The sequence below is a fragment of the Geobacillus sp. Y412MC52 genome (assembly GCF_000174795.2).
In the GTDB taxonomy this organism is placed as follows: domain Bacteria; phylum Bacillota; class Bacilli; order Bacillales; family Anoxybacillaceae; genus Geobacillus; species Geobacillus thermoleovorans.
In genome coordinates this window covers 2,064,778-2,088,761 of the sequence record NC_014915.1, presented here as the reverse complement: position 1 = coordinate 2,088,761, position 23,984 = coordinate 2,064,778, and the positions used below count along the sequence as shown (strand labels likewise).

At 54.2% G+C, this 23,984-nt stretch carries 19 protein-coding genes and 2 pseudogenes; 16 read left to right on the top strand and 5 right to left on the bottom strand.

All coding sequences use genetic code 11. The features are described 5' to 3' along the window. Positions 1-233: 233 nt before the first annotated feature. Entirely contained in the window at positions 234-647 is a 414-nt protein-coding gene (locus tag GYMC52_RS10215) for an EamA family transporter (RefSeq protein WP_013145025.1), read from the bottom strand. 130 nt (positions 648-777) lie between these two features. On the opposite strand from GYMC52_RS10215, the gene GYMC52_RS10210 reads away from it, so the two are divergent. The 5 genes from GYMC52_RS10210 to GYMC52_RS10190 all read left to right on the top strand — a co-directional run bounded on the left by GYMC52_RS10210 (position 778) and on the right by GYMC52_RS10190 (position 9,540). Further along, positions 778-2,343 carry a plasmid pRiA4b ORF-3 family protein gene (locus GYMC52_RS10210; protein ID WP_013524019.1) on the top strand — a complete coding sequence of 522 codons (1,566 nt, stop codon included), beginning with the start codon at positions 778-780 and terminating at the stop codon, positions 2,341-2,343. 179 nt (positions 2,344-2,522) lie between these two features. Then, the gene (locus tag GYMC52_RS10205; protein ID WP_013524018.1) at positions 2,523-3,371 is read left to right on the top strand and encodes a Cof-type HAD-IIB family hydrolase; all 849 of its coding nucleotides are present in this window, start codon (positions 2,523-2,525) and stop codon (positions 3,369-3,371) included. Positions 3,372-4,533: 1,162 nt separating this feature from the next. Then, positions 4,534-5,307 carry a type I 3-dehydroquinate dehydratase gene (gene aroD, locus GYMC52_RS10200; RefSeq protein WP_013524016.1) on the top strand — a complete coding sequence of 258 codons (774 nt, stop codon included), beginning with the start codon at positions 4,534-4,536 and terminating at the stop codon, positions 5,305-5,307. Between the two features lie 107 nt (positions 5,308-5,414). Then, entirely contained in the window at positions 5,415-5,981 is a 567-nt protein-coding gene (locus tag GYMC52_RS10195) for a shikimate kinase (RefSeq protein ID WP_013524015.1), read from the top strand. Between the two features lie 301 nt (positions 5,982-6,282). Continuing rightward, positions 6,283-9,540, top strand: a complete 3,258-nt coding sequence (locus tag GYMC52_RS10190) for a hypothetical protein (RefSeq protein WP_013524014.1) — start codon at positions 6,283-6,285, stop codon at positions 9,538-9,540. Positions 9,541-9,706: 166 nt separating this feature from the next. On the opposite strand, the gene GYMC52_RS10185 is transcribed toward GYMC52_RS10190, so the two are convergent. Further along, the gene (locus GYMC52_RS10185) at positions 9,707-10,084 is read right to left on the bottom strand and encodes a hypothetical protein (protein WP_013524013.1); all 378 of its coding nucleotides are present in this window, start codon (positions 10,082-10,084) and stop codon (positions 9,707-9,709) included. 194 nt (positions 10,085-10,278) lie between these two features. Between GYMC52_RS10185 and GYMC52_RS20360 the strand changes: the two are divergent. The 3 genes and pseudogenes from GYMC52_RS20360 to GYMC52_RS10170 all read left to right on the top strand — a co-directional run. Beyond that, positions 10,279-10,515, top strand: a pseudogene (locus tag GYMC52_RS20360) (glycosyltransferase family 39 protein); the annotation flags it as partial. Between the two features lie 638 nt (positions 10,516-11,153). Next, a complete protein-coding gene (locus GYMC52_RS10175) occupies positions 11,154-12,116 on the top strand; it encodes a glycosyltransferase family 2 protein (RefSeq protein ID WP_013524012.1) in 963 nt (320 codons plus the stop codon). Then, on the top strand, positions 12,088-12,495 hold the full coding sequence (locus GYMC52_RS10170; RefSeq protein ID WP_013524011.1) for a GtrA family protein: 408 nt from the start codon (positions 12,088-12,090) through the stop codon (positions 12,493-12,495). The genes GYMC52_RS10175 and GYMC52_RS10170 overlap by 29 nt, the downstream gene beginning before the upstream one ends. A gap of 431 nt (positions 12,496-12,926) precedes the next feature. Here GYMC52_RS10170 and GYMC52_RS10165 read toward each other — a convergent pair. The 3 genes and pseudogenes from GYMC52_RS10165 to proB all read right to left on the bottom strand — a co-directional run. Then, positions 12,927-13,592: pseudogene (locus GYMC52_RS10165) on the bottom strand (RNA-guided endonuclease TnpB family protein); the annotation flags it as partial. 236 nt (positions 13,593-13,828) lie between these two features. Further along, positions 13,829-15,070 (bottom strand): glutamate-5-semialdehyde dehydrogenase, encoded by a 1,242-nt coding sequence (locus GYMC52_RS10160; RefSeq protein WP_013524010.1) that lies wholly within the window; start codon positions 15,068-15,070, stop codon positions 13,829-13,831. After that, entirely contained in the window at positions 15,067-16,191 is a 1,125-nt protein-coding gene (gene proB, locus GYMC52_RS10155) for a glutamate 5-kinase (RefSeq protein ID WP_013524009.1), read from the bottom strand. Before proB ends, GYMC52_RS10160 begins: the two co-directional genes overlap by 4 nt. A gap of 519 nt (positions 16,192-16,710) precedes the next feature. Here proB and ilvD point away from each other — a divergent pair. The 8 genes from ilvD (at position 16,711) to GYMC52_RS10115 (ending at position 23,982) form a co-directional block, all read left to right on the top strand. Beyond that, on the top strand, positions 16,711-18,390 hold the full coding sequence (gene ilvD / locus GYMC52_RS10150) for a dihydroxy-acid dehydratase (RefSeq protein ID WP_013145048.1): 1,680 nt from the start codon (positions 16,711-16,713) through the stop codon (positions 18,388-18,390). Positions 18,391-18,677: 287 nt separating this feature from the next. Then, a complete protein-coding gene (gene paaK, locus GYMC52_RS10145) occupies positions 18,678-20,009 on the top strand; it encodes a phenylacetate--CoA ligase PaaK (RefSeq protein ID WP_013524008.1) in 1,332 nt (443 codons plus the stop codon). A 95-nt stretch (positions 20,010-20,104) separates the two neighbouring features. Further along, a complete protein-coding gene (gene paaA / locus GYMC52_RS10140; protein WP_013524007.1) occupies positions 20,105-21,073 on the top strand; it encodes a 1,2-phenylacetyl-CoA epoxidase subunit PaaA in 969 nt (322 codons plus the stop codon). 12 nt (positions 21,074-21,085) lie between these two features. Further along, positions 21,086-21,439, top strand: a complete 354-nt coding sequence (paaB, locus tag GYMC52_RS10135; protein ID WP_011231529.1) for a 1,2-phenylacetyl-CoA epoxidase subunit PaaB — start codon at positions 21,086-21,088, stop codon at positions 21,437-21,439. Continuing rightward, positions 21,415-22,248, top strand: a complete 834-nt coding sequence (gene paaC, locus GYMC52_RS10130) for a 1,2-phenylacetyl-CoA epoxidase subunit PaaC (protein ID WP_013145050.1) — start codon at positions 21,415-21,417, stop codon at positions 22,246-22,248. Before paaB ends, paaC begins: the two co-directional genes overlap by 25 nt. Before the next feature lie 155 nt (positions 22,249-22,403). After that, the gene (gene paaD, locus GYMC52_RS10125; protein ID WP_013524006.1) at positions 22,404-22,877 is read left to right on the top strand and encodes a 1,2-phenylacetyl-CoA epoxidase subunit PaaD; all 474 of its coding nucleotides are present in this window, start codon (positions 22,404-22,406) and stop codon (positions 22,875-22,877) included. A 24-nt stretch (positions 22,878-22,901) separates the two neighbouring features. Next, positions 22,902-23,213 (top strand): EthD family reductase, encoded by a 312-nt coding sequence (locus GYMC52_RS10120; RefSeq protein WP_011231526.1) that lies wholly within the window; start codon positions 22,902-22,904, stop codon positions 23,211-23,213. Continuing rightward, positions 23,206-23,982, top strand: a complete 777-nt coding sequence (locus GYMC52_RS10115; RefSeq protein WP_011231525.1) for an enoyl-CoA hydratase/isomerase family protein — start codon at positions 23,206-23,208, stop codon at positions 23,980-23,982. The genes GYMC52_RS10120 and GYMC52_RS10115 overlap by 8 nt, the downstream gene beginning before the upstream one ends. Positions 23,983-23,984: the final 2 nt, after the last annotated feature.

The following is a 23,984-nucleotide window of genomic DNA, read 5'->3' as shown; positions in this document are numbered from 1 at the left end:
CATTCACACACTCTTGGTCGCAACGAAGACCTTATTTTTTAATGAGGTGATCCCAAAAGCTGTCCTCTATGCCGAAATGATGTGGAGGGGCGAGAAAAGCTCTTGGTCATTATGAGAACTATCATAACATCTTTTGGATCGTCCTGTCTATAGGCTTGATGGAAAAATACCAAATTTGGGCATGATGGCAATGCTTCCAGAAGAACAGGCTAGACGCTTGAGCAGGCGGCTGGCTAAAACATCATGATCAATGTCCCGATGGTAATGAGCAACACCCCGATCACCACTTTCGCGGACAGTGGTTCGCCGAGAAACATAGCCGCAAACAAAATCGTCAGCACCAAGCTTGATTTGTCAATGGCTGATACGCGCGAGACATCGCCGATTTGGATCGCTTTGTAGAAACAAAGCCATGACAATCCGGTCGCCGCTCCAGATAAGCATAAAAACCACCAGCTTTTCGTCGAAATGGCTTTTAGGCCGTGATGAGCCCCTGTCATCCAGACGATCATCCATGCGAGCACGAGCACGACGGCGGTGCGAATGGCGGTCGCTAGATGGGAGTTCACGTTCTCAATGCCGATTTTCGCCAGCACCGATGTCAGCGCCGCAAACACCGCCGCCAGCAAAGCATAAACGATCCACATGCACATCCCTTCGCTTTCATTGAGAATTTTTCTCATCTATTATACTATGAAAAAAGGGAAGATTTCATCATGTTTCCGTTGATCTGTTATAATAGAGGACAAGACAAGCCAATGAGAAAGGAAGAAGAGAATGATTTATCAACTCAAAGTGCAATTGAAGCATACACGCCCTCCCATTTGGCGCCGGTTGCTTGTACCGGGGGAGATGACGTTCGCCGAGTTGCATCGCGTGTTGCAGGCAGCGTTCGGCTGGATGGACCAGCACTTGCATACGTTTTATATAACGAAGGTCGGCGGAACGGCGCGGCTGCGCATTGAAATCGGCAACGAAGCAGCCGGGTGGGACGGCGCCGATTATGATGAGCGGGAGGAAACGATCGGGCAATGGTTTGTCGAAGAAGGTGACCGCGCCCAATACGTATATGATTTTGGAGATATGTGGGAGCATGACATCGTTTTGGAAAAGATCGTCGATCCAGTTCCCGACGCGTTGTATCCGTGCTGTATCAAGGCCGTGCGAGTGGGTTTGAAAGAGGACAGCTGGGGAGAAGTGCAAGCCATAGAGGAAGAGATGAGCACAGCGGAGCTGACGGCGAACGTGAATGTGGCGCTCGCCCCGTTTCAACGAAAAGTGGTGAAGGAAGAAGGTGAGGCGAAAAAAACGAAACGAGCCGCAAGCAAAGGCAGAGTCGAAGAAGTGGAACAGGATGTATGGAAAACGCTGTTCGATCAAGCGCTCGCCTACAGGGACTTGGCCCCGTGGACATGGATGGACGATGATCAAATTTTTGCCGTGGTGACTCCTGATGGGGAATCGTTGTATTGTACGGTGATCGGGGCGCTTGGCCAGGAGTACGGCCTTGTCATTTACATGGGTGAGGAAGGGTATGCATGCTTGCAAGATATTTTATCTGGAACGTTGCATCCAAAAGACGCTGTGTTTAAAGAACGCGCATTGCTTGTGTCGTTGGCGCCTCGAAACCACCTAGAAAGAGACGACAAAGCGCTGTTGAGGAAGCATCACATTCCGGTGAGCGGAAAACAGCTGTTGCCGATGTTCCGCAGTTTTGTTCCTGGATATTATCCATGGTTTCTTTCGGAAGAGGAAGCGGCATGGGCGGCTATGGCATTGGAACAAGCGGTCGTTGTCGCCGAGCGGCTGCGCGATGGCGAGCTGTTCCTAGCTTCGTCCGCTCGCGGCAACCGATTGTTTGCCCGGATCGCCGAACGGAGAGAGGATGGGCTTCATTGGCGCGACGGCTGGGTGCCTCCCCCGAAGGCAAAGAAAAAGGAAACATCCGCGCTTGACATCGGCACGGACGAGTTGGCAAAGGCCAAGACGCTCGAGCGAGCCCCACTGTTCGTGGAGTTTTCGGTCGCTTATGTGAACAGGCCGATCCAGGAACGGCGCTGGGAGCGCCCGTATTTTCCGTTGCTGGTGTTGGCCGCCGATGCGGCGAGCGGCGTCATTTTGCATCATCAGGTGTTTCGCGGCCAGACGGATGCGAAGACGCTGCAACAAAGTTTTCTCGCATTTGCCCGCGCGCTCGGGTGTGTGCCGAGCCATGTGCGCGTCACGAAGGAACACGGACCGTTGCTGGCGCCGCTTTTGCGCGAGTTGGGTGTGAATATGAGCACAGGCCCAACCCCTCGTTCCGATGAAGTGAGGGAATTGTTTGAACAGTTTGCGATCTAAGAAGAAGCCGACAGTGATGCCGAACAGGAGAAAGAGATGCAGAACAGGAGATGATGGGGGCAGGCGCTGGGGTACGGAGTGAAAAGCGCGGGAATTTCCGGCTTTCCACTAGCCCGCTGCTTCTGCCAGGACTCCGTTTTTCTAGGAGCGCTTTGCACGACGCAGAAAGAGGGATGAACATGTTGATTGCACTTGATATGGACGGAACGCTATTAAACGGAGAAGGCAAAATCAGTGAGCGCAATCGAAAGGCGATGATGGCCGCGCAAAAGGAAGGCCATATCGTCGCCGTCATCACCGGGCGGGCGCGCAAAGACGCGCTCGCCCCGCTTCGTGAGGCGGGCCTCGTCTGTCCGATCGCCAGCTTAAACGGAGCGATTGTGACGCTTGAGGACGGCACGGTCATCGGCGAAGCGCCGCTTGCGCGGACAGCGGTCCGCCCGACGCTTGAGTGGGTGCGCAAACAGTCCGATTTGTATTGCGAGACGTACACAGGTGATGCGGTGTACGTCGGATTGCACAACCGCGCCCAATGGGAATCGCTCGCTTCCGAGATGGCCGATGCGGCCCCGGATGTGAAGTGGCTCGTGAACAAGCAGTTCCAGCAAGCGCGGGTGACGTATGTCGACGACATCCGCACGGTGTGGGACGATCCACAGCTGACCTTATACAAACTGCTTATTTTCGCCCTTGACCGCGAGCGGTTGCGTGATGCGGCCTCCCGTTTCGCGGCGCTCCCCGGCGTCACGGTCACCTCGTCGCACCCGCACAACATTGAGATGAACAACGAACGGGCGACGAAAGGCGAGGCGCTCAAGCAGCTCGCCGCCCATTACGGCATCGACTTGTGCGATACAGTCGCCTTTGGCGACAGCCATAACGATTTGTCAATGTTCGAGGTCGCGGGCTGCCGCGTCGCCATGGCCAACGCCGCGCCGGAGTTGAAAGCGAAGGCTGACATCGTCACTTGCTCCCACGAAGAGGACGGCGTGGCGGCGGGGCTTGAGCGGGTGCTTCGGCAACGGTGAGCAGAAGTGCCCTTTTCCCCATTTTGTACACCCCAAAATGGCTGCAAAAACGGGAGAGGTGTGCATGAGGATTTTTTCTTCGATTATCGAAAGAAATAATTGATCTATCAAGCTTTTGGACGATTGATGATTTCAGTCAACTGTACAAGTTGACATAACCACATTTATTTTCGAGGGGTGCAAGGGGGCAAAACAGCCTTTTGTTGCCTTAGAAAATCAATAGTAAAACAAAGGTGCTCTTGATCAAGTTGGGTCTCGTTGAGAGGACGTAAGTGACAATGAATAAGCGAGAAGGGAATCGTTATGTCGAAAACCCAGAGGACTGTTTTTTGCCGTCTTTCCGGGTTTTTTCATGTTTTAAGGGCATTGCCGAATGGCTGCGTCCAAAAGAGGAAAAGTCCGTCTTGAGGGAGAAGCTGGCATATGATTTAGAAAGAAAAAACGTTTGGACATTGGTGGTAGTCATATGTTCGCTCTTTATTATTTTCCGACAGAGGACTCCCGCTTCCATTTTGTACGGGGGGTAGCCCAAAATAAGCGAGAGATGAATGTCATTCTCTAACCTAAATCGTTGAATATTTCCAACAAATGTACTTTTGTACGTTGTTCTTCGGATCAAGGGTGAAAAAAGGCGTCTGTCGCGTAAAATCTTCAACGTTTGATTTTCCGATGCTCACCGAGGTGCGAAAACCAAGCGAATGCAGAAAAATGTGGATGGTTCAGCGTACAAGATTGCTGAACAATGATTTTTTTGCTAATCTTTCTACTAAAGAGCTAGAAGGCCGGTGAAAAACGATTGAAAAACGATGGTCTTGACCAAATCGATGGAGTTCATCAGGAAAGAAGAGATGATTTTACAGAGCTGCTCAACTTGAGAAGAGCTGGTTTTGAGCTGTTTTTTCATTAAGTCACCAGTCTTCTAGGCGTTCAACGTGGCCGGTCGTTTTTTCTTGCGAAGAGCGGAAAAGGAAACGATTGAAGCACGGCGGGAAGAGAGGGGGGACAATCGGATTATAATAAAAAGCAATTTGCTTTCGGTTTGTATAAGCGTGGCAGAGCCATCGCGAGATCCAGATGGGCCATGCTGTTCTGCCCACTTGGTAGGTTTTTTTGCGGCTAGCCGCCGCTTTCTGTTCGACAAACATGATTGGGGGAACCATCGATGAATATTTCATTGAAGGTCATTAGGGTCAGGAATACATGGATCGGCGGCACTGAGCCGTGCATTTGCGTTCCTGTTGTCGGGGCTGACGCCGAGCAAGTGTTGCGCGAGGCGGCGGAAGTGTGCCGGAAGCAACCGGATTTGCTTGAATGGCGGGCTGATTTTTTTCGGGCGATTGATGACCAAGAGCGCGTATTGGCGACGGCCAAAGGGCTGCGGAACATAGCAGGAGAGATCCCGATTTTATTTACAATTCGTTCCGAGCGGGAAGGCGGACAGCTGATCCCACTCAATGAAGCGGAAGTGCGGCAGTTGATCGAAGCAATCTGTCGAAGCGGGGCAATCGATTTGGTAGATTATGAGCTAGCTTATGGGGAACGCATCACCGACGTGCGCCGCATGACGGAAGCATGCGGCATTCGTCTCATCGTGTCGCGCCACTATTTTGACGGCACTCCGTCGAAAGAAACGCTCGTGGCTGACATGCGTCAAGCTGAGCGGTACGGTGCCGATATCGTTAAGGTGGCGGTTACGCCTAAATCGCCGGAAGATGTGCTTGTCTTGTTGCAGGCGACGGAGGAAGCACGGCATGAGCTGTCCGTTCCGCTCATTACGATGGCGATGGGCGAGCTTGGCGCCATTACTCGGCTGGCTGGATGGCTGTTTGGCTCGACAGTGACGTTTGCTGTCGGAAACCAAAGCTCTGCTCCGGGGCAAATTCCGATCGAGGACGTGCGGATGGTGCTGTCGGTTTTGCGAAAGTATAGCCGGTGACCGGCTTTGGCAAGGGATATAATCGGTTGTCTATGGCTTGCCCTCTTGTCGCATATGGATACGGAAAAACAGGTACCTGCCGGTTGGGGGAGAAAGGGGAGTTCATCATGAATAAGCAAACGGCCATCCCGCTCCGCGAGCGAAACATCATTTTGATCGGCTTTATGGGAGCGGGGAAAACAACGATCGGGCAGCTGGTTGCGAAAAAGCTGTACCGCGACTTTATCGATGTCGATGCGGAAATCGAGCGGCGGCACGGGATGACGATTCCGGAGATGTTCGCGCAAAAAGGGGAAGCGTACTTTCGGCAGGTTGAGCGCCAACTGATCGTTGATTTGTGCACAAATACAAGGCTGAAAATTCTTTCGCTCGGCGGCGGCGCGTACTTGCAGGAAGAGGTGCGGCGCGCCTGTTTGGCTCATGGCATCGTCTTTTTCCTTGACTTGTCGTGGGAGCATTGGAAAGAGGAGCGGCTGCCGCTCATTGTCGACAGCCGTCCGGTGCTGAAAAACAAGACGCTTGAAGAAGTGGAGCAGCTCTTTTTCCAGCGGCAGTCGGCTTACGCCCTTCATCACTCGCGTGTCGTGATCAACGAATTGGAAGCGGAACAGGCGGCCGAGCAAATCGTCGAGTCGATCAAATGGACATGGGACGTCTATGAGCCAAACCGCTAAAAGGCAGGTGAAAAACGGCTTCCGCGCGCTAATCGGCGGCATTTTCATCAGTCTGCGGAGCTTCTCTAATTGAGAAATGGGTGGAATGAGTAGTATAGGATGTCGCACTACATCACCAGCCCCCTAAGACGGGCATGACGGCGGGCAAGCTCTTGGCAAGGGGCTTGCTTTTTTTTTTTTTTTTTTTTTTTCGCTATGGTTTGAAGGGCGATGGACCGCATAGGAAAATTCGCTCATTCTTGCTGGACAATCCTTCCTTCTGTTATAAGGAAAATAGGGAGGGAACGGGGAGAGTGGGGAGATGGAGAAGCGGGTGTTCAGTTGGCTTTATGTGTATCTTGTCTTGGCGGTGTTGCTTCTGTCCGCCCCGTATTGGCTTTGGTGGCTGAAGCCGGAAACGAAGCTCGATTTGCTTATCGTCGATCACACCGTGCCGGATCGGTCGTACCGCGAGCATCAAGGGCTTATTTGGCTGCTCAATCAGCAAAAATACGTTCACGACAACGGGAAGCGGTATGAGACGGCGCGTGATTATGCCGGGTTTGTGCCGAAAAAAGAGGGAACGTACGACGTGCGGCCGTTTCCAAAGGCGATGGCCCGGTATGATGCTGTTTATATCGCCGACACGTACGGTGTATATGAAGAAGAGTTCATCCGAAAGCGAACGGACGGGGCGCGGTCGGCGAAAGTGCACGGCGGGCTTGATGAGGAGGAGATGAAGGCGCTTTGGCAGTTTGCCCGCCAAGGCGGGAAAACGTTGATCGCCGAGTTCAACTCGATGGCCCATCCGACGGAAAAAGAGGTGCGCGCATCGTTTGCGCAGTTGTTTGGCCTTGAGTGGACCGGTTGGATCGGCCGCTATTTTCCGGATTTGGGAAGCCGAGAAGTGCCGGTGTGGGTGAGAGAAAACTACGAAGCGCAATACGGAAAACGGTTTGCGTTTCGCGGCCCGGGCATGGTGTTGGTGGATGAAACGGATCGGCTCCTTGTCCTTGACCGGCGCGATATAGGGACGGACGGTGTCGTGTTTTCGTCTACAAAAGCAGGGGAAGCGCAGTGGGGAAAGAGCGTGCGGGCGCCGTATTCGTACTGGTTTGACATCGTCACGCCGATCGACGGGCGCGGGGTGCTGGCGACATACACGCTGTCGCTTTCCGAACGCGGCAAAGAGAAGCTGCGGGCGATCGGGCTGCCGTTTTCCTTTCCGGCCGTTGTCCGTCACGAGGCGCGGACGTATCAGTCGTACTATTTTTGCGGCGATTACGCCGATCAAGGAGAATTGCCGTCCGTTTACCAGACGGTCGGGCTGGACGTGTGGCGCAAATGGACGGCGGGCAACCGTCCGGATGATGGCACGGCGTTTTATTGGAAGGCGTATGTGCCGATGATGAAGGCGATATTGCGGGAAACGAAGACATATGAAGAGGAAGGGAAGCCGCGGGCCGCTGTTCAAACGGCGGAACAGGCCGGCATCCGCCTGTCGGGAACGGTCGGGCGCGACTACCTTCAAGTATACCGCAACGGGCGCTGGGAGCCGCTGTTGATCAAAGGAGTCAACCTCGGCATCAGCAAACCCGGCGCCTTCCCTGGGGAAACGAAGATTACCAAAGAGGAATATTTCCGCTGGCTGCAGTACATCGGGGCGATGGGCGCGAACGCCATCCGCGTCTATACGATCCACCCGCCGGCTTTTTACGAAGCGCTTTACGAGTACAATCAAATAGCGAAGCAGCCGCTTTATTTGTTTCACGGCGTCTGGATCGATGAAGCGGCGATGCTTCGCACGAAGGATGTGTGGGCGCCTGCAGTGAACGAGGCGTTTCACACCGAGATCCGCCGCACGATCGACATCGTTCACGGCAGCGCTCGCATTGCGAAACGGCCGGGGCATGCCGGCGGGGTGTACCGATACGATCTTTCCCCATACGTTCTCGGTTGGATTTTCGGTGTCGAATGGGATCCGGAAGTGGTGGCGGCAACGAACAAGAAACACCATAAGCAGGGCGACTACCGCGGCGCTTACATTTATACGAAAGGGGCGAGTCCGTTTGAAGTGTGGCTGGCCCGCGCGATCGACGAAGCGGTGGCGTATGAAACGGAAACATATGGCTGGCAGCGGCCGGTCAGTTTCACGAACTGGGCGACGACCGATCCCCTTCGCCATCCGGCCGAGCCGCTTGTCAAAGAAGATCTTGTCTCCGTCAACCCGAATGTGATGCATGCCACCGACAAGCTGCACACCGGGCTGTTTGCGTCATACCACATTTATCCGTATTACCCTGACTTTTTGAATCGTGAGGAAAAGTACGTCAGCTATGTTGACCAACGCGGCGAGAACAACAGCTATGCTGGCTACTTGCATGAGCTGAAGGCGGTGCACCGGATGCCGATTTTGGTCGCCGAATTCGGCGTTCCTTCTTCACGGGGCATGGCGCACCGGAACGTGCACGGGAAAAACCAAGGATTTTTGTCGGAACAAGAACAAGGGTCAATCGACCGCAAGCTGTTTGAGGACATCGTTCATGAGCGAATGGCCGGCGGGTTGTTGTTTTCCTGGCAGGATGAGTGGTTCAAGCGGACGTGGAACACGATGGATTATGACAACCCGGATAGGCGGCCGTTTTGGCTGAACGCGCAGACGAACGAACAACATTTTGGGCTGCTTCGGTTTGAGCCGGGCCCGAGCGCGGCCGCGATGATCAAGGTGGACGGACGGAAAGACGATTGGACGTTCAACGGAATCCGGCCGGCCTGGACGGATGGCAAGCGGGCGCTGTACGTCACAAGCGATGAAGGGTATTTGTATGTGCGGCTTGACAGCGGGCGCATCACCGATGACACTACGACATACATCGCGTTTGACACGATCCCGAACCAAGGGCAATCGCGCCTGCCAGGTCTTTTTGACGTCCGGACAGCGGGAATTGACTTTGCCTTGGTCATCCATGGAAAACAGAGCGCCCGGCTGCTTGTCGACAGCTACTATGACACGTTTTACTACCATTACGGCAAAGGGCTGAACATGATGCCGGCGGCGCCGTACGCCAGCGGGAAAGATAACGGCGTCTACCACCCGATTCGCCTGACGTTGAATAAAAAATTGGAAGAAGCCCGCGGCAAGGTCGTGCCGTTTGATTCGTATGAAACGGGGATGTTGCGGTTTGGCACGGCCAACCCGGATGATGCGGCGTACGATTCACTCGCCGATATCAGCGTCAGCCCTAGCGGCGATATGTATGAAATCCGCCTGCCGTGGGCGCTCTTCAATGTCACCGACCCGAGCCGGCGCGAGGTGATGGGCGACATGTGGTCGAAAGGCGGGCTCAAAAGCCGTGTCATCGTTGAAGGCATTCGCCTTGGTTTGTACGTTGAGGATGGAGACGATTCGTTTTCTTTCCCAGCCATGAACGGGGACGTGCTGCCAGCGGAGCGATTTTATGAGTATGCGTGGCCGGTGTGGGAGGCGCCGCGCTATCATGAGCGGCTGAAACGGTCGTATGAGGTGATGAGAGAGGCGTTTTCGCGTGTGAACATCGCAAAGCAGCAGGGAGCGGAATAAAAAGGGGAAAAACGTTTGCCTCCATTCGACATCACCATAATCCTCACAGGAAGCGCCTGTTCAAAGAAGAATCCGTCTCGAGTAAAACGGGCGAGAAACGAAATAGAGAAGCCAAACCGACCGTCAAGCAGGAAAGTGCCGGCGGTCGGTTTGGCTTTTTTCGTTTTTAAGAGATTTCGTTTTGTCCAGCTCGGGAACGGAGTTTTCGCTCATGTTGGAGGGTTTTGCGGGCGAGGAAGTCGACGGTTTCCTGCGTTTCTGACCATTCAAGACGCCAATAGTTCATTTTCGTTTCTAAACGTTCAAATCGAGCGTCGGTGCGTTTTTCCAGATCCATAAGCTTTTGATGCAACCGGTCTTCCGTCTCGCGGATTTTGGCATACAGTCGATTTTCTGTGTCTTGGATTTCGGCGCGCAATCGATTTTCTGTATCTTGAATTTCAGTGCGCAGCCGATCTTCCATTTCTTTCATTTGTTGACGGATTTTATCGGAATGCAAGTCAAGCGCCTTTAAAATTTGCTGCACGATCGTGGCTCCTTCCACACGATTCACCTCCTTTACCCTTATCATAGCACATGATCATTATCAGGAAAATGAAAACCTTGTCCACCCGCTCCATCTTTTTCACCAAACTTTCACCAACACTATGTAACGTAACCGTTAGAAAACAAAGAGCACGACGGAAAGGGAGAGTCCATGAGGAAAAAACGACAGAAACTGGATGGATCATCGCGATCATGGTCTGGTCAGCTTTTTTGCATTTCTATCAAATTGGAAACAGTGGTTCCAATGCGTATTATACGGCGGCGGCGAAAAGCATGGCCGCAAGTTGGAAGGCGTTTTTCTTTGCCGCGTTAGATCCAGCCGGATTCATTACAGTTGACAAGCCGCCGGTGGCGATTTGGCCGCAGGCGTTGAGCGCGAAAGTGTTCGGGGTCAGCGACTTTAGTGTGCTGCTTCCGGAAGCGTTGGCGGCGGATTGTATACGCGGCCGCGCTGTTTGGTTTGCTTGCGCTGCCGGCGTGTTGGTCGTTGACGCCCGTGTTGGACGGGACAAACAGCACGATTCCGTATGCCGGACCGGATTTGCGTCGGGAAGGAGCGGCCATGCCGGCTGCTGGGATGCCGGCGGGGCAAGGTGGGCGCTTGCAGGAAGGGCAAAGCACCGGGTCGCGGAGGACGGAAACCGGCTTCGGGACAACAGTTCGTTGGCAGCCTTGGTGGTCTATTTAGAACAACACGCTGGGAAAGCAAAATATTTGGCCGCGACCATTCGGGCAACCGAAGCGGCGGAGATGATGCTTCACACCGATCGCGCGGTGATGGCGATGGGCGGATTCGGAGGAACCGATCCGGTGCTGACCCCCGAGAAGCTGGAGCAGATGGCCCAAAACGGCGAAGTGAAGTATTTCCTTCTTTCTGGAGAGGACCTCGGCAACAATGAGCTTGTTCAATGGATCCAAACGCATTGCAAAGAAGTGCCGTCGTCACAATGGGGTGGTGGGCAAAGCGCGGCCATCGGCGGCATGGGCCGCGGAGGAATGACGTTGTATGTGTACAATGGCTAATCGAAGGAAAAGATCAACGAACGTGGATGAAGGAGGGAAAATAAATGGTGACCTATTCTGTCATTGTTCCTGTGTATAATGAAGCGCTTGTCATCCGCGAGACGCACCGGCGGCTGAAAGCGGTGATGGAGCAGACGGACGGGCCGTATGAGCTGTTGTTTGTTAACGACGGCAGCACGGATGAGACGCTGGATATCTTGAAGGAATTAGCCGTGAAGGATGACACAGTGAAGTACATTGACTTTTCCCGCAACTTCGGCCATCAAATCGCCATTACCGCGGGGATGGACTATGCCTCCGGACAAGCCATCATCGTGATTGACGCCGATTTGCAAGATCCACCTGAGCTCATTTTGGAGATGATCAAGCGTTGGAAGGAAGGGTATGAAGTGGTGTATGCCCGGCGCGTCAAGCGGAAGGGTGAGACAGTGTTCAAAAGATGGACAGCGTATGTGTTTTATCGGCTGTTGCGGGCGGCGACCGAAATCGACATTCCGGTCGATACGGGCGATTTTCGCCTCATTGACCGGAAGGTGTGCGATCAGCTACGCTATATGAGGGAGCGAAGCCGTTTTGTCCGGGGGGTGGTGAGCTGGGTCGGCTTCCGGCAGACGGCGGTTGAATACGAGCGAGAGCCGCGTTTCGCCGGCGAGACGAAATACCCGCTCAAAAACATGATTCGGTTTTCGCTTGATGGCATCACCTCGTTTTCATACAAGCCGCTGAAGCTGGCCAGTTTGCTTGGCTTTTTGTTGTCGGCGGCGAGCGCCATTGGCATCATTTTCGTTCTTTACTTAAAGTGGTTCACCCACTCAACGGTCACCGGTTGGGCGTCGCTTTTGATCGCCATGCTTCTTTGCAACGGGGTGACACTGCTCATGCTCGGTGTGATTGGAGAGTATATCGGCCGCATTTTTGATGAAGTGAAAGAGCGTCCGCTTTATGTCATCAATGAAACGTGGGGAGTTAGGACGAAACATGAACGAAAGCCTTCATACATTTCGTAAAGAAAAACAAACCGTATGGCGATTTGCCATCGTCGGGGTAAGCAATACCGCGGTGGACTTCGCCGTCTTTTTTCTGTTGACTGCCGCAGGCGCTCCGGCGGCGGCCGCCCAAGTCGTTTCCTACGGTGCCGGAATGGCGAACAGCTACATTTGGAATCGGCTATGGACGTTTCAAGTGAAACGAAAGGCGAACATCGGGGAATTGTTGCGTTTTCTTGTCGTCAACGGGTTGTCGCTTGGCGTGTCGCTTGGCGTCTTATTGGCGGGCGAACTGTTCACGCCGCTCTGGCTGGCGAAAATGGCGGCGACGATAGCCGGGATGGCGGTGAATTTTATCGGCAGCCGCTATTGGGTGTTTGTGGAAAAAAATGAAAAATGATTTGGATGATTTCGATCTGCGCTGACATGTTAAGGAGAATTGGGTTGCATCCTAAAAGAGAGCGCTTAGAAGGCCGGTGAAAAACGGTTGTCATGAGCAAATCAGCGGCATTTCGCCAAAAAAGAAGGGTGATTTCGTAAGGTTTTTCTAATTGAGAAATAGTTGGAACTAGCAGCATTTTGTACTAAATCACCAGCCTCTTAGGAATGATGAAAAAAAGCGAACCTGGTACAAAGCATTGAAGTGAAACAAGCCTCTTCGCCCACAAAGGCAGAAGAGGCTTTTGTGTTATTTTTCTTCGCCCGTTCAATCATCAGTTTAAACGCTGCTTGAAGAGATACACAACTAATTTGTGAATTCGCTGGAAATCAAACAATGTCCACGCGAAATCAAATCAATTTCTCATTCCCGGTCTTTGACACTCCACACGCCTAAAGGGCGTGGGATTCTTGGGTCGTTTGCGTCCTCCTCCATTTCTGGTTCAGACAACGCAAAAGCTTCAGGGGTGTGTCATCACCCCGTCCCATCGGGTTACGATGTATCCCCATGGGCGGCGCACCTGTGACCAGTGCGCTAGGTTCGGCGACAAAGCCCGAAATCGCTTTGGCGATGTTGATCGCGCCATTCAAGTCGGCGTGGAGGGTGTATCCGCATTGTTTACACTGAAAGTGGATGCCATTGCGATTTCCCTTTTCCCGATGCCCACATTTACACGTTTGGCTCGTGTAGGTCGGCTTCACCCACTCGACCCGAATGCCTGCCATTTCGGCTTTATAGGCAATCATCGTTTGCAGTTGATGAAACGCCCAAGAATGAAGGCTTCGTCCTGCTTCTTTGGCCGATTTTGCTCGCTTGCGAATCCCTGTCAACGCTTCCATCCGAATCACGCCAACACCGTTGGCGAGCGCAACATTCACGATTTGACGGCTGATTTTGTGATTTTGATCCTTCATCCAGCGGGACTCTTTGCGGCCGATTTTGCGAATCATATGGAGCTTCTTGGCTTTGCCCAACGTTCGCCGCAAAGCCGCATATCGTCGGCGAATGAAGGCGCATTGGCTCCCTTTGAAAAACAACGATTTCGTTCCTACGCTGGCTTTTTCAGGATCATTCAATATTCAGAAAACGGCTCGCTTTCATCCCACCCCTCAAGGAGTGGGCTTTCTCGCTCGCAGGTCTGTAAGCACGGACAAAGCACTTCGATTCGTTGCTGATCCTAATTGTGTTATGTGGTCGATCGTTTCGCCATTTGATTCATACATCGATAACGGGCCAAATAGTGGGCTTTCTTGCTCGCATGTCTGTAAAGAAGAAGCCCGCGTCTAGTTTGGCTTTACTCGCGAATTTGCCCCGTCCCGTACACGAGCGATTTTGTCGTCGTGATGGCGACAAGCCCCATCGGACCGCGGGCGTGCAGCTTTTGTGTGCTGATGCCGATTTCCGCCCCGTAGCCGAACTGTTCGCCGTCCGTGAAGCGGGTTGAGGCGTTATGGTACAAGACAGCCGCGTCGACCCCTTGAAAAAAGCGGCGGACGTTCGCCTCGTTTTCCGTGATGATCGCTTCCGAGTGCTTCGTCCCGTAGCGGCGGATGTGGCCAATCGCCTCGTCGACATCGGCGACCAGTTTGACCGCTAAAATCGGCGCCAAATATTCCGTATACCAGTCATCTTCTGTTGCCTCGCTGACAAATGGATAGGCGGAGGCAAGACGTTGGTCGCCGCGCAATTCGACGCTGCGGGCGTGAAGCGTCTCAAGCAAGTCGTCGGCATATGGCCAACGCTCATGGATGAGCACCGTTTCGACGGCATTGCAGACCGATGGGCGCTGCAGTTTGGCGTTGAGGACGATATCGATCGCCATTTGCCGCTCGGCTGATTCGTCGATGAAAATATGACAGTTGCCGACGCCGGTCTCAAGCACCGGCACGGTGGCGTTTTCGACGACCGAGCGGATGAGCCCGGCTCCGCCGCGCGGGATGAGAACGTCCAAATACTCGTTCAGGCGAAACATGTGCTGGGCCGTTTCCCGGCTTGTGTCTTCGAGCAGTTCAATCGCCGTTTCCGGAACGGTCGTCGTGCGGAGCGCCTCTTTCATGACGCGAACGAGCGCTTTGTTCGAATGAAGCGCTGATGTGCTGCCGCGAAGCAAAACCGCGTTGCCCGTTTTCAAGCAAAGGCTCGCCGCATCGACCGTCACGTTCGGGCGCGCTTCGTACACCATGCCAATGACCCCAAGCGGCACGCGCACCGTTTGGATGCGAAGCCCGTTTGGCCGCGTCCACTCTGCGATGATTTCTCCAACCGGGTCAGGAAGCGAGGCGACTTGGCGGACGCCGTCGATGATTTGGTCCAGGCGTTCATTTGTGAGTTGGAGCCGGTCAAGCAAAGCCGGTGACAGCCCTTGTTTGCAGCCTTGGGCCATATCTTTCTCGTTTTCTTGCAAAATGAAGGCGCGTTCGCGGTCAAGGGTTTGGGCGATCTGTTCCAACGCCGCATTTTTTTCCTCCGCTGACAGCATGGCGAGCGTTTGTGAGGCGGTTTTCAACCGTTCGGCTTTTTCGAGCAGTTCGCTCATTTCGATACACTCTCCTTTCGCAACGTGACCCAATTGTCGCGGTGGATGACTTCCGGGCGGTGAAGGTAGGAATATTGCCGAGCTTCCTCGCTTGGAAGTCCTTTCACTTTCTCTAAATCGGCGGCGGCATAATACACTTGGCCGCGTCCGATCGTGATCCCTTTTTCATTGATGACATCCACGACATCCATGGCGTGAAAATCGCCGGAAACAGCTGTTACGCCAGCGGGGAGCAAACTTTTCCCACGCATAAGCAACGCTTCCTCAGCCCCGCTGTCGACCGTGACCGTGCCGGCGACAGGAGCATGATAAGCAATCCATTGTTTGCGCATTTGCATTTGTTTCGGAAACGGAGCGCCGATGTACGTGCCGTCTCCTTTTCCAGCTAAAATATCAGCCAGTTTTTCTTTGCCGCTCCCTGCGCCGATGAACACGCTGACGCCAAACGAGAGTGCTTTTCGAGCCGCGAGAAGCTTCGAGCGCATCCCGCCGGTGCCGACGGCTGAACCGATGCCGCCGGCGGCTTCGATCATCTCATCGGTGATTTCCGGCAAAAAGGCGTATTTTTTCGCCTGCGGATTCGTTTTCGGATTGGCGTCATACAACCCGTTAATGTCCGTAAGCAAAATGAGCGCATCAGCGTGCAAAAAGCCGGCGACAAGCGCCGAAAGCATGTCATTGTCGCCAAATGTCAATTCCTCGATGGAAACGGAGTCGTTTTCATTAATGATCGGCACGGCGCCGTTCTCAAGCAGTGTGGTGATCGTGGCAAACAAGTTGCGGAACCGCTCGCGGCTGTAAAAGTCGCTGCGCGTCAACAACAGCTGAGCGGCCGTAAAGCCGAATTGGGCGAACGCCGAGCTGTACGCCTGCATGAGCAAACTTTGCCCGACGGCCGCGGCCGCCTGTTTCCCGGCGATTGTCGTCGGGCGCGCCGGGTAGCCTAAAGGTCCGAAACCAGCGGCGACAGCGCCGGACGTGATGAGAATGACGTCATGGCCGAGCTGTTTGAGATAAGCGATCGCCTCAACGTGATCGAACAGCTTGTCATGGCAAAGGCCGCCTTTCGGATCGGTGAGCGAACTGCTGCCGATTTTGACCACCACGCGCTGCCGTTTCATCGCGTTCCTCCCTCCTTTGCGTGTTGAATGGCATGAGTTGGATTGCCTAGCCGTCCTGCGAAGCGGCCGGCCAATAAAAAACGCTTTTCCTCCTTTTTTGCAAAAGGACGGAAAAGCGTTCCGCGGTACCACCTTTTTTGACGCACAAAGCGCCCCCTCTAGCCTGTAACGCAGGCGTGCGGCTTATGTTTGCATAAGCGGCCGTCTAGGGCAGGTTCAACCGGCTTCCCGCGAGGAACCTTCCAGCCTGTGGGTTCCACTCTCTGGCGCGTTCCCTCGGTTTACTAATCCCGTGCCGTTCTCGTTGTTTCATTGTCAAGGATAGACTTGCGATTTATAATTTGTAAGAAATTATGACGCCAAATGCTCCGGTTGTCAAGAGGAGCGGCTGATTTTTCTGACTCGTTTTCGCGGAGTAGATCATGAAAACGCATTCAGAATAAAGATAATTGTCTTTTTATTAGAAAAAGTGGTACAATACTAGCAACCTAGCAATCTGCACGATGGAGGGACCAGGACATGAAAAAGCGGCGCAGCGACATGATCAAAAAAGGATTCGACCGCGCCCCGCACCGGAGTTTGTTGCGGGCGGCCGGCGTGAAAGAGGAGGATTTTGACAAACCGTTCATCGCGGTTGTCAACTCGTACATCGACATTATTCCGGGGCACGTTCACTTGCAAGAGTTTGGGAGAATCGTGAAAGAAGCGATTCGCGAAGCAGGCGGCGTGCCGTTTGAAATGAACACGATCGGCGTTGATGACGGCATCGCCATGGGGCATATCGGGATGCGCTATTCGCTTCCGAGCCGGGAAATCATCGCTGATTCGATCGAAACGGTCATCTCGGCGCACTGGTTTGACGGCATGGTATGCATTCCGAACTGCGACAAAATTACGCCAGGGATGATGATGGCGGCGATGCGGCTCAACATCCCGACGATTTTCGTCAGCGGCGGGCCGATGAAAGCTGGTGTGACGAAAGACGGGCGGAAAATTTCGCTCTCGTCCGTGTTTGAAGGGGTCGGGGCGTATTTAGGCGGAACGCTCGATGAGAAAGGGCTCGAAGAACTCGAACGCTACGGCTGTCCGACGTGCGGATCGTGTTCGGGCATGTTTACGGCCAACTCCATGAACTGTCTCGCTGAAGCGCTCGGGCTCGCTTTGCCAGGCAACGGCACCATTTTGGCGGTTGACCCAGCGCGCAAAGAGCTTGTCCGCCAATCGGCAAAGCAGCTGATGTATTTGATCGAACATGACATCAAACCGCGCGACATCGTAACGGAAAAAGCGATCGACAACGCGTTCGCGCTCGATATGGCGCTCGGCGGCTCGACGAATACGGTGCTGCATACGCTTGCGATCGCCAACGAAGCCGGCATCGACTACTCGCTTGAGCGCATCAACGAAATCGCCGCGCGGGTGCCGCATTTGGCCAAACTCGCGCCGGCGTCGGATGTGCATTACATTGAAGACTTGCACGAAGCCGGCGGCGTCTCGGCGGTGTTGAACGAGCTGGCGAAAAAAGAAGGCACGCTTCATTTAGATACGCTGACCGTCACCGGCAAAACACTCGGTGAAAACATCGCCGGCTGCGAAGTGAAAAACTACGATGTCATCCGCCCGATTGACAACCCGTATTCGGAAACGGGCGGGCTCGCCATTTTGTTCGGCAACTTAGCGCCGGACGGCGCCGTCATCAAAACCGGCGCGGTCCAAGGCGGCATCACGCGCCATGAAGGTCCGGCGATCGTGTTTGATTCGCAGGAAGAGGCGCTTGAAGGCATCGCCAGCGGCAAAATCAAGCCGGGTCATGTCGTCGTCATCCGCTACGAAGGACCAAAAGGCGGCCCAGGGATGCCGGAAATGCTTGCGCCAACGTCGCAAATCGTCGGCATGGGGCTCGGTACGAAGGTAGCGCTTGTCACCGATGGCCGCTTTTCCGGCGCCTCACGCGGCTTGTCCGTCGGCCACGTTTCACCGGAAGCGGCGGAAGGCGGACCGATTGCTTTCATCCAAGACGGCGATATCATCGAGATCGATACGGTGAAACGAACGATCAACGTCAAGCTGTCCGATGAAGAGCTCGAACGCCGGAAAGCGAACTGGAAAGGCTTTGAACCAAAAGTGAAAACCGGGTATCTCGCCCGCTACTCGAAACACGTCACATCGGCGAGCACGGGGGGGATTATGAAGATTTAGCGGATTTCTGTAAGAGCGTTGTCCCCTTCCAAGCGCGCGAGGGACGCCATTAGACGATCAGGATCAAAAGAGGCGGTTTTTCCGCCTCTTTCATTTATTTTGGAAAGGAGCGTCCATCGCCTCTTTTTTTTACAGCTTTGTCGGCCTGAAAATATGTTGACATTTTCAAATATTTAGCCTATTTTAAAATTAGATATCATGACAAAAATATATGACGTTTGCATAACGTTATATAGTTTTGTATTTTCTGTTTTTATGAAAGCGCTTTAAAAGAGGGGGCGGAAACGATGATTTTGCATGACATTGAGACGGCCGCGCGCAGCGAACTGGAGGCGCTCCAGCTTGTGAGGCTGCGGGCGACGGCGGAGCGTGTGTATGAGCGGGTGCCGTTTTACCGGCAACGGTTTGATGAAAAGGGAGTGAAGCCGGAGGATATTCGCACGCTTGAGGATGTACGCAAACTCCCGTTTACCACAAAGCGGGATTTGCGGGATCATTATCCGTTTGGCTTGCTCGCGGTGGATCTTTCCCAATGCGTCCGTGTACACGCATCAAGCGGCACAAGCGGCAAACCGACGGTGGTTGCTTACACGAAACAGGACATTGACCATTGGGCCGACATTGTGGCGCGGGCGATTGTCATCGCTGGCGGGAAACCGGGGGATGTGATTCACAACGCCTATGGATACGGGCTGTTTACCGGCGGCCTTGGACTGCATTATGGCAGCGAGCGGCTTGGGGCGGTGACGGTGCCGGTATCCGGAGGCAACACCGACCGGCAAGTGATGATCATTGAAGATTTTCAGCCGACCGTCATTTGCGCCACGCCGTCCTATGTATTGAACATTGCCGAGCGGATGAAAGAACTGGGCAAAGATCCGCGGCAAACATCGCTGAAATACGGCATCTTCGGTGCGGAACCGTGGTCCGAGGAAATGCGGCGCACGCTTGAAGAGACGTTTGATATGAAGGCATGTGACATTTACGGACTGAGTGAAGTGATCGGCCCGGGGGTGGCGATGGAGTGCCATGAAGCGCAAAACGGCCTCCATATCGCCGAGGACCATTTCCTTGTCGAAGTGATCGACCCGAAAACGCTCGAGCCGGTGGCGGAAGGGGAAGAAGGAGAGCTTGTTTTTACGAGCTTGACGAAAGAGGCGTTCCCGGTCATCCGCTACCGGACAGGCGATATCGCTTCCGTGACGAGAGAGCGTTGTGCTTGCGGGCGGACGACGGCGCGCATGTCGCGGGTCAAGGGGCGGGTTGATGATATGATCATTATCCGCGGCGTCAATGTGTTCCCGTCGGAAATTGAGCACCATCTGCTTCGCGTCTCGGAACTGGCTCCGCACTATCAGCTGCATCGTCTCCGCCACGGCCATTTGGAAGCGCTCGAGCTGCATGCGGAAGTGACCGATCGTTTTTACAGCGAGGTCGGCGGAGATTTGCAAAGCGAGCAGGCTGCTCTGCTTGCCCGGCGCATTCAGTCATTGTTGAAAACGCACTGTCTCATTTCGATTGACGTCCGTCTCCATTCGCCGAAAACGCTCCCGCGCTCGGAAGGGAAAGCGGTTCGCATCGTTGACCGCCGCCATCTTGAAGCGCCGCAATCCATCTGACTAGAGAAAAAAAAAAACGATTGCAAAATATATAACATTAAAATATAATAACGTTAAACAAACGTTATATATTTTAAACGAGAGGTGGATGGGGGATGGCGGCTATGATGACGTTCACCCGCCTGTCAGATGAGGAGAAATACGAACGGTTTATGCAGCGCATCGAGGCGGGGGAAAAGATCGAAGCCGATGACTGGATGCCGGATGAGTATCGGGTGACGCTGATCAAGCTCATTGCGATGCATGCGGTGAGTGAAATTATGGGAGCGCTTCCGGAAAAAGAATGGGTGCCGAAAGCGCCGTCGCTGCGCCGCAAGCTTGGCATCATGGCGAAAGTGCAGGATGAGATGGGGCACGGCCAGCTGCTGCTTCGGGTGGCGGAAGATTTGATGGCCCCGCTCGGCAAAACGCGGGAAGATATTATCGAAGATTTATTGAACGAACGGTTGAAGTTTCATAACGTGTTTCATATGCCAGCGCCGACATGGGCGGACGCCGGGTTGATCGGCTGGCTCGTCGACGGAGCGGCGATTATGACGCAGACGAACATGCTGGATGCCTCATACGGACCGTACGCGCGGGCGCTGAAGCGCATTTGCGCCGAGGAAGTGTTTCACGCCCAGCACGGCGAGTCGATCATTTTGGCGCTCGCCGAAGGGACGAAGGAGCAGAAAGAGATGCTGCAAGAGGCGCTCAACCGTTGGTGGGAGGCGTTGCTCATGTTTTTTGGCCCGCCCACGGCCGATACGACGGGAACTTCGAAGCAAGACATCACGATCAAATACCGCATCCGCACGAAAACGAATGAACAACTGCGCCAAGACTTCTTTACGAAATATGTGCCGCGCATTTGGGCGCTCGGACTGAAGATTCCTGATGAGACAATGCATTTTGACAAAGAGAAGGGCCAATGGATTTACCGGCAGCCGGATTGGGAGAAGTTTAAACAAATCATCCGCAACAACGGGCCGAAGTCGCAGGAGCGGCTTGAGCTTCGGCGGACGGCATACAAGCAGAACGCGTGGGTGCGCGAGGCGCTCAGCGCCGTACGGACGGCCGGATGAGGAGGGATGGCCATGGCGGGGAAAGAACAAGGATTTTATCAAGTGTTTGAAGTGTTCAGCCGCAAAGCGCCGGATGCGCCGATGCAGCATCAATTCAGTCTGCTTGCCCCCAATGAGGAGATCGCGCTCGTGATGGCGCAGGAAAACTTTATGCGCCGCGAGCCGGTCGCGGACCTTTGGGTCGTGAAGCGGGACTATATCCGGCGGATGAGTGAGGAGGAAAAAGCAGCGCTCAAGCGGCTTGACAACAAAGATTACCGGTTGACGCGAGGATATGGGGATTTAAAGAAACGATGGCGCAAATATGAGCAAAACGTGCTTGATGAGAAGGAAATTTTGTCATGGAAAGGCGAGATTCGGCGATGAGCGAAAAACCGATTCACTTCCATCCAGACGGTCAAGAGGCGCTTGTCGAGCTATTGTTTCAGCTCGCGGATGATGATTTTTTGCTTGCCTACCGCGGCTCGGAATGGCTTGGGTTGGCGCCGCATATCGAGGAGGATATTGCGTTTTCTTCCATCAGCCAAGATACGATGGGGCATGCGGCCATGTATTATCAGCTGCTTGAAGATCTTGGCTGTGGATCAGCCGACGAACTGGCGCACGCACGTCCGGCTTCGGCCCGGCGCAATGCGGTTTTGCTCGAACGGGCGAACGGCCCGGGGCATTATTTGCGCGAGCCTCGCTATGATTGGGCGTTTACCGTTGTTCGCCAGTACTTTTATACACAGGCGAAGCGCATCCGTCTTGAATCATTGACAAAAAGCGCGTATACGCCGCTGGCCGAGGTGGCGGCGAAAATTCAAGTGGAGCTGCATTATCATTTGCTTCATTGGCATACGTGGTTTGTCCAGCTGACGAATGCCCCTTTGGAAGCGCGGACGCGAATGACCAAAGCCATTCAGGACGTGGCCGCTGATTTTGCCGGCGTATTGACGCTCGGGGCGAAAGGAACGGAAATGGTGCGGTGGGGGCTGATTGATGAGGAAAAGGTGCTGACGGAAAACACGATTGCCGCGCTGGCGCCGGCGTTTGCCGAAGTGGGGCTTGATTGGCCGATGCCGTTTGGCATGAAACATGGCAACGGCCGCAACGGCGAACATACGCCGGATTTGGACGAAGCGCTGGCGACGTTGTCAGAAGTATACCGCGCCGTCCCGCATGCGATATGGTAATGTCCGCGCCGCTGTTGGCCAAAGTGCGGCGTTGGGCATGACGCCTCTTTGTGACGGCGAAGTGTTTGTTGAAGGAGCAAAACGGCATAGCATTGGCGGCACTAGGCAGCCAAAGAGGGAAAACGGCAGCGGGTTGGAAACTGTGAGGGAGAACCATGACAAAGGAAGAGGTTTGGAAAACGTTGGAGTTGGTGAAGGACCCGGAAATCCATTCCGTTAGCATCGTCGATCTCGGGATGGTGGAACGGGTTGACGTTCATGACGGAGCGGTCTCGGTCTGTCTGCTGCCGACGTTTCTCGGGTGTCCGGCGCTTGATATCATCCGCACTCGGGTTGAGGAAGCGGTGAAGCAAGCAGGGGCCTCGGCGGTGACGATTGAGTTTCTCCGCCATCCGCCGTGGACGTCTGACCGGATCAGCGAAGCCGGGCGGGAGCGGTTGAAGCAGTTCGGCATCGCCCCGCCGCCGCGGCAAATGTCGCCGGGGGCATGGCAAGTCGAGTGCCCGTATTGCGGGGCGGAGCGGACAGTGATGGAGAACTTGTTCGGTCCGGCCGCCTGCCGCAGCATTTTCTATTGCAAACAATGCAAAAATCCGTTTGAAGCGATGAAGCCCGTATTAACGTTATAAGAAAAAGGGAAGGAGACGTTCGCGATGTTTAAAATGATCGCTTTGTACAAACAGCCGAAAGATAAGGAGCAGTTTGACGCCCATTATTATGGGACGCATGTGCCGTTGACGGAAAAAATTCCTGGCCTCCGAAAAATCAAGGTGACGAAAATTACGGGGACGCCGATGGGGACGGAGAGCGAGTATTATTTGTTGTGTGAAATGTATTACGATAGTCAAGAGGCGTTTCAAGAGGCGATGAAAACGAAAGAAGCGAAGGCATCGGCAAAAGATGTCATGTCATTTGCCGGCGACCTCGTCACCTTTATGGTCGGTGAGGAAGTGGAACATGAGTGAGTTTGTTTCCATTGCGGCGCGTCAAGAGGGAGCGGTCGGCATCATCGAGCTCGCCCGTCCTGATGTATTGAATGCGCTGAGCCGTCAAATGGTGGCGGAAATCGTTGCGGCAGTGGAAGCGTTTGATCGGAATGAGAAGGTGCGTGTCATTGTGTTGACCGGGCGTGGACGGGCGTTTGCGGCTGGGGCGGATATTCAAGAGATGGCAAAAGATGACCCCATTCGTCTTGAGTGGCTGAACCAGTTTGCCGATTGGGATCGCCTGTCCATCGTGAAAACGCCGATGATCGCCGCTGTGAACGGGTTGGCGCTAGGGGGAGGTTTTGAGCTGGCGCTTTCGTGCGACTTGATTGTCGCGTCGTCGGCGGCCGAATTTGGCTTTCCAGAAGTGAACCTTGGCGTCATGCCAGGTGCGGGAGGCACGCAGCGGCTGACAAAGCTCATCGGTCCGAAGCGGGCGCTCGAGTGGCTTTGGACTGGGGCGCGTATGTCGGCGAAAGAAGCCGAGCAGCTGGGGATTGTCAACCGCGTCGTCAGCCCGGAGCTTTTAATGGAAGAAACGATGAGGCTGGCCGGGCGTCTCGCTGAACAGCCGCCTTTGGCTCTCCGGCTGATCAAAGAGGCGGTGCAGAAAGCGGTCGACTATCCGCTGTATGAAGGCATGCAATTTGAGCGGAAAAACTTTTACCTATTGTTCGCCTCGGAAGACCAAAAAGAAGGAATGGCGGCATTCCTCGAAAAACGAAAGCCGCGCTTCCAAGGAAAATAAAG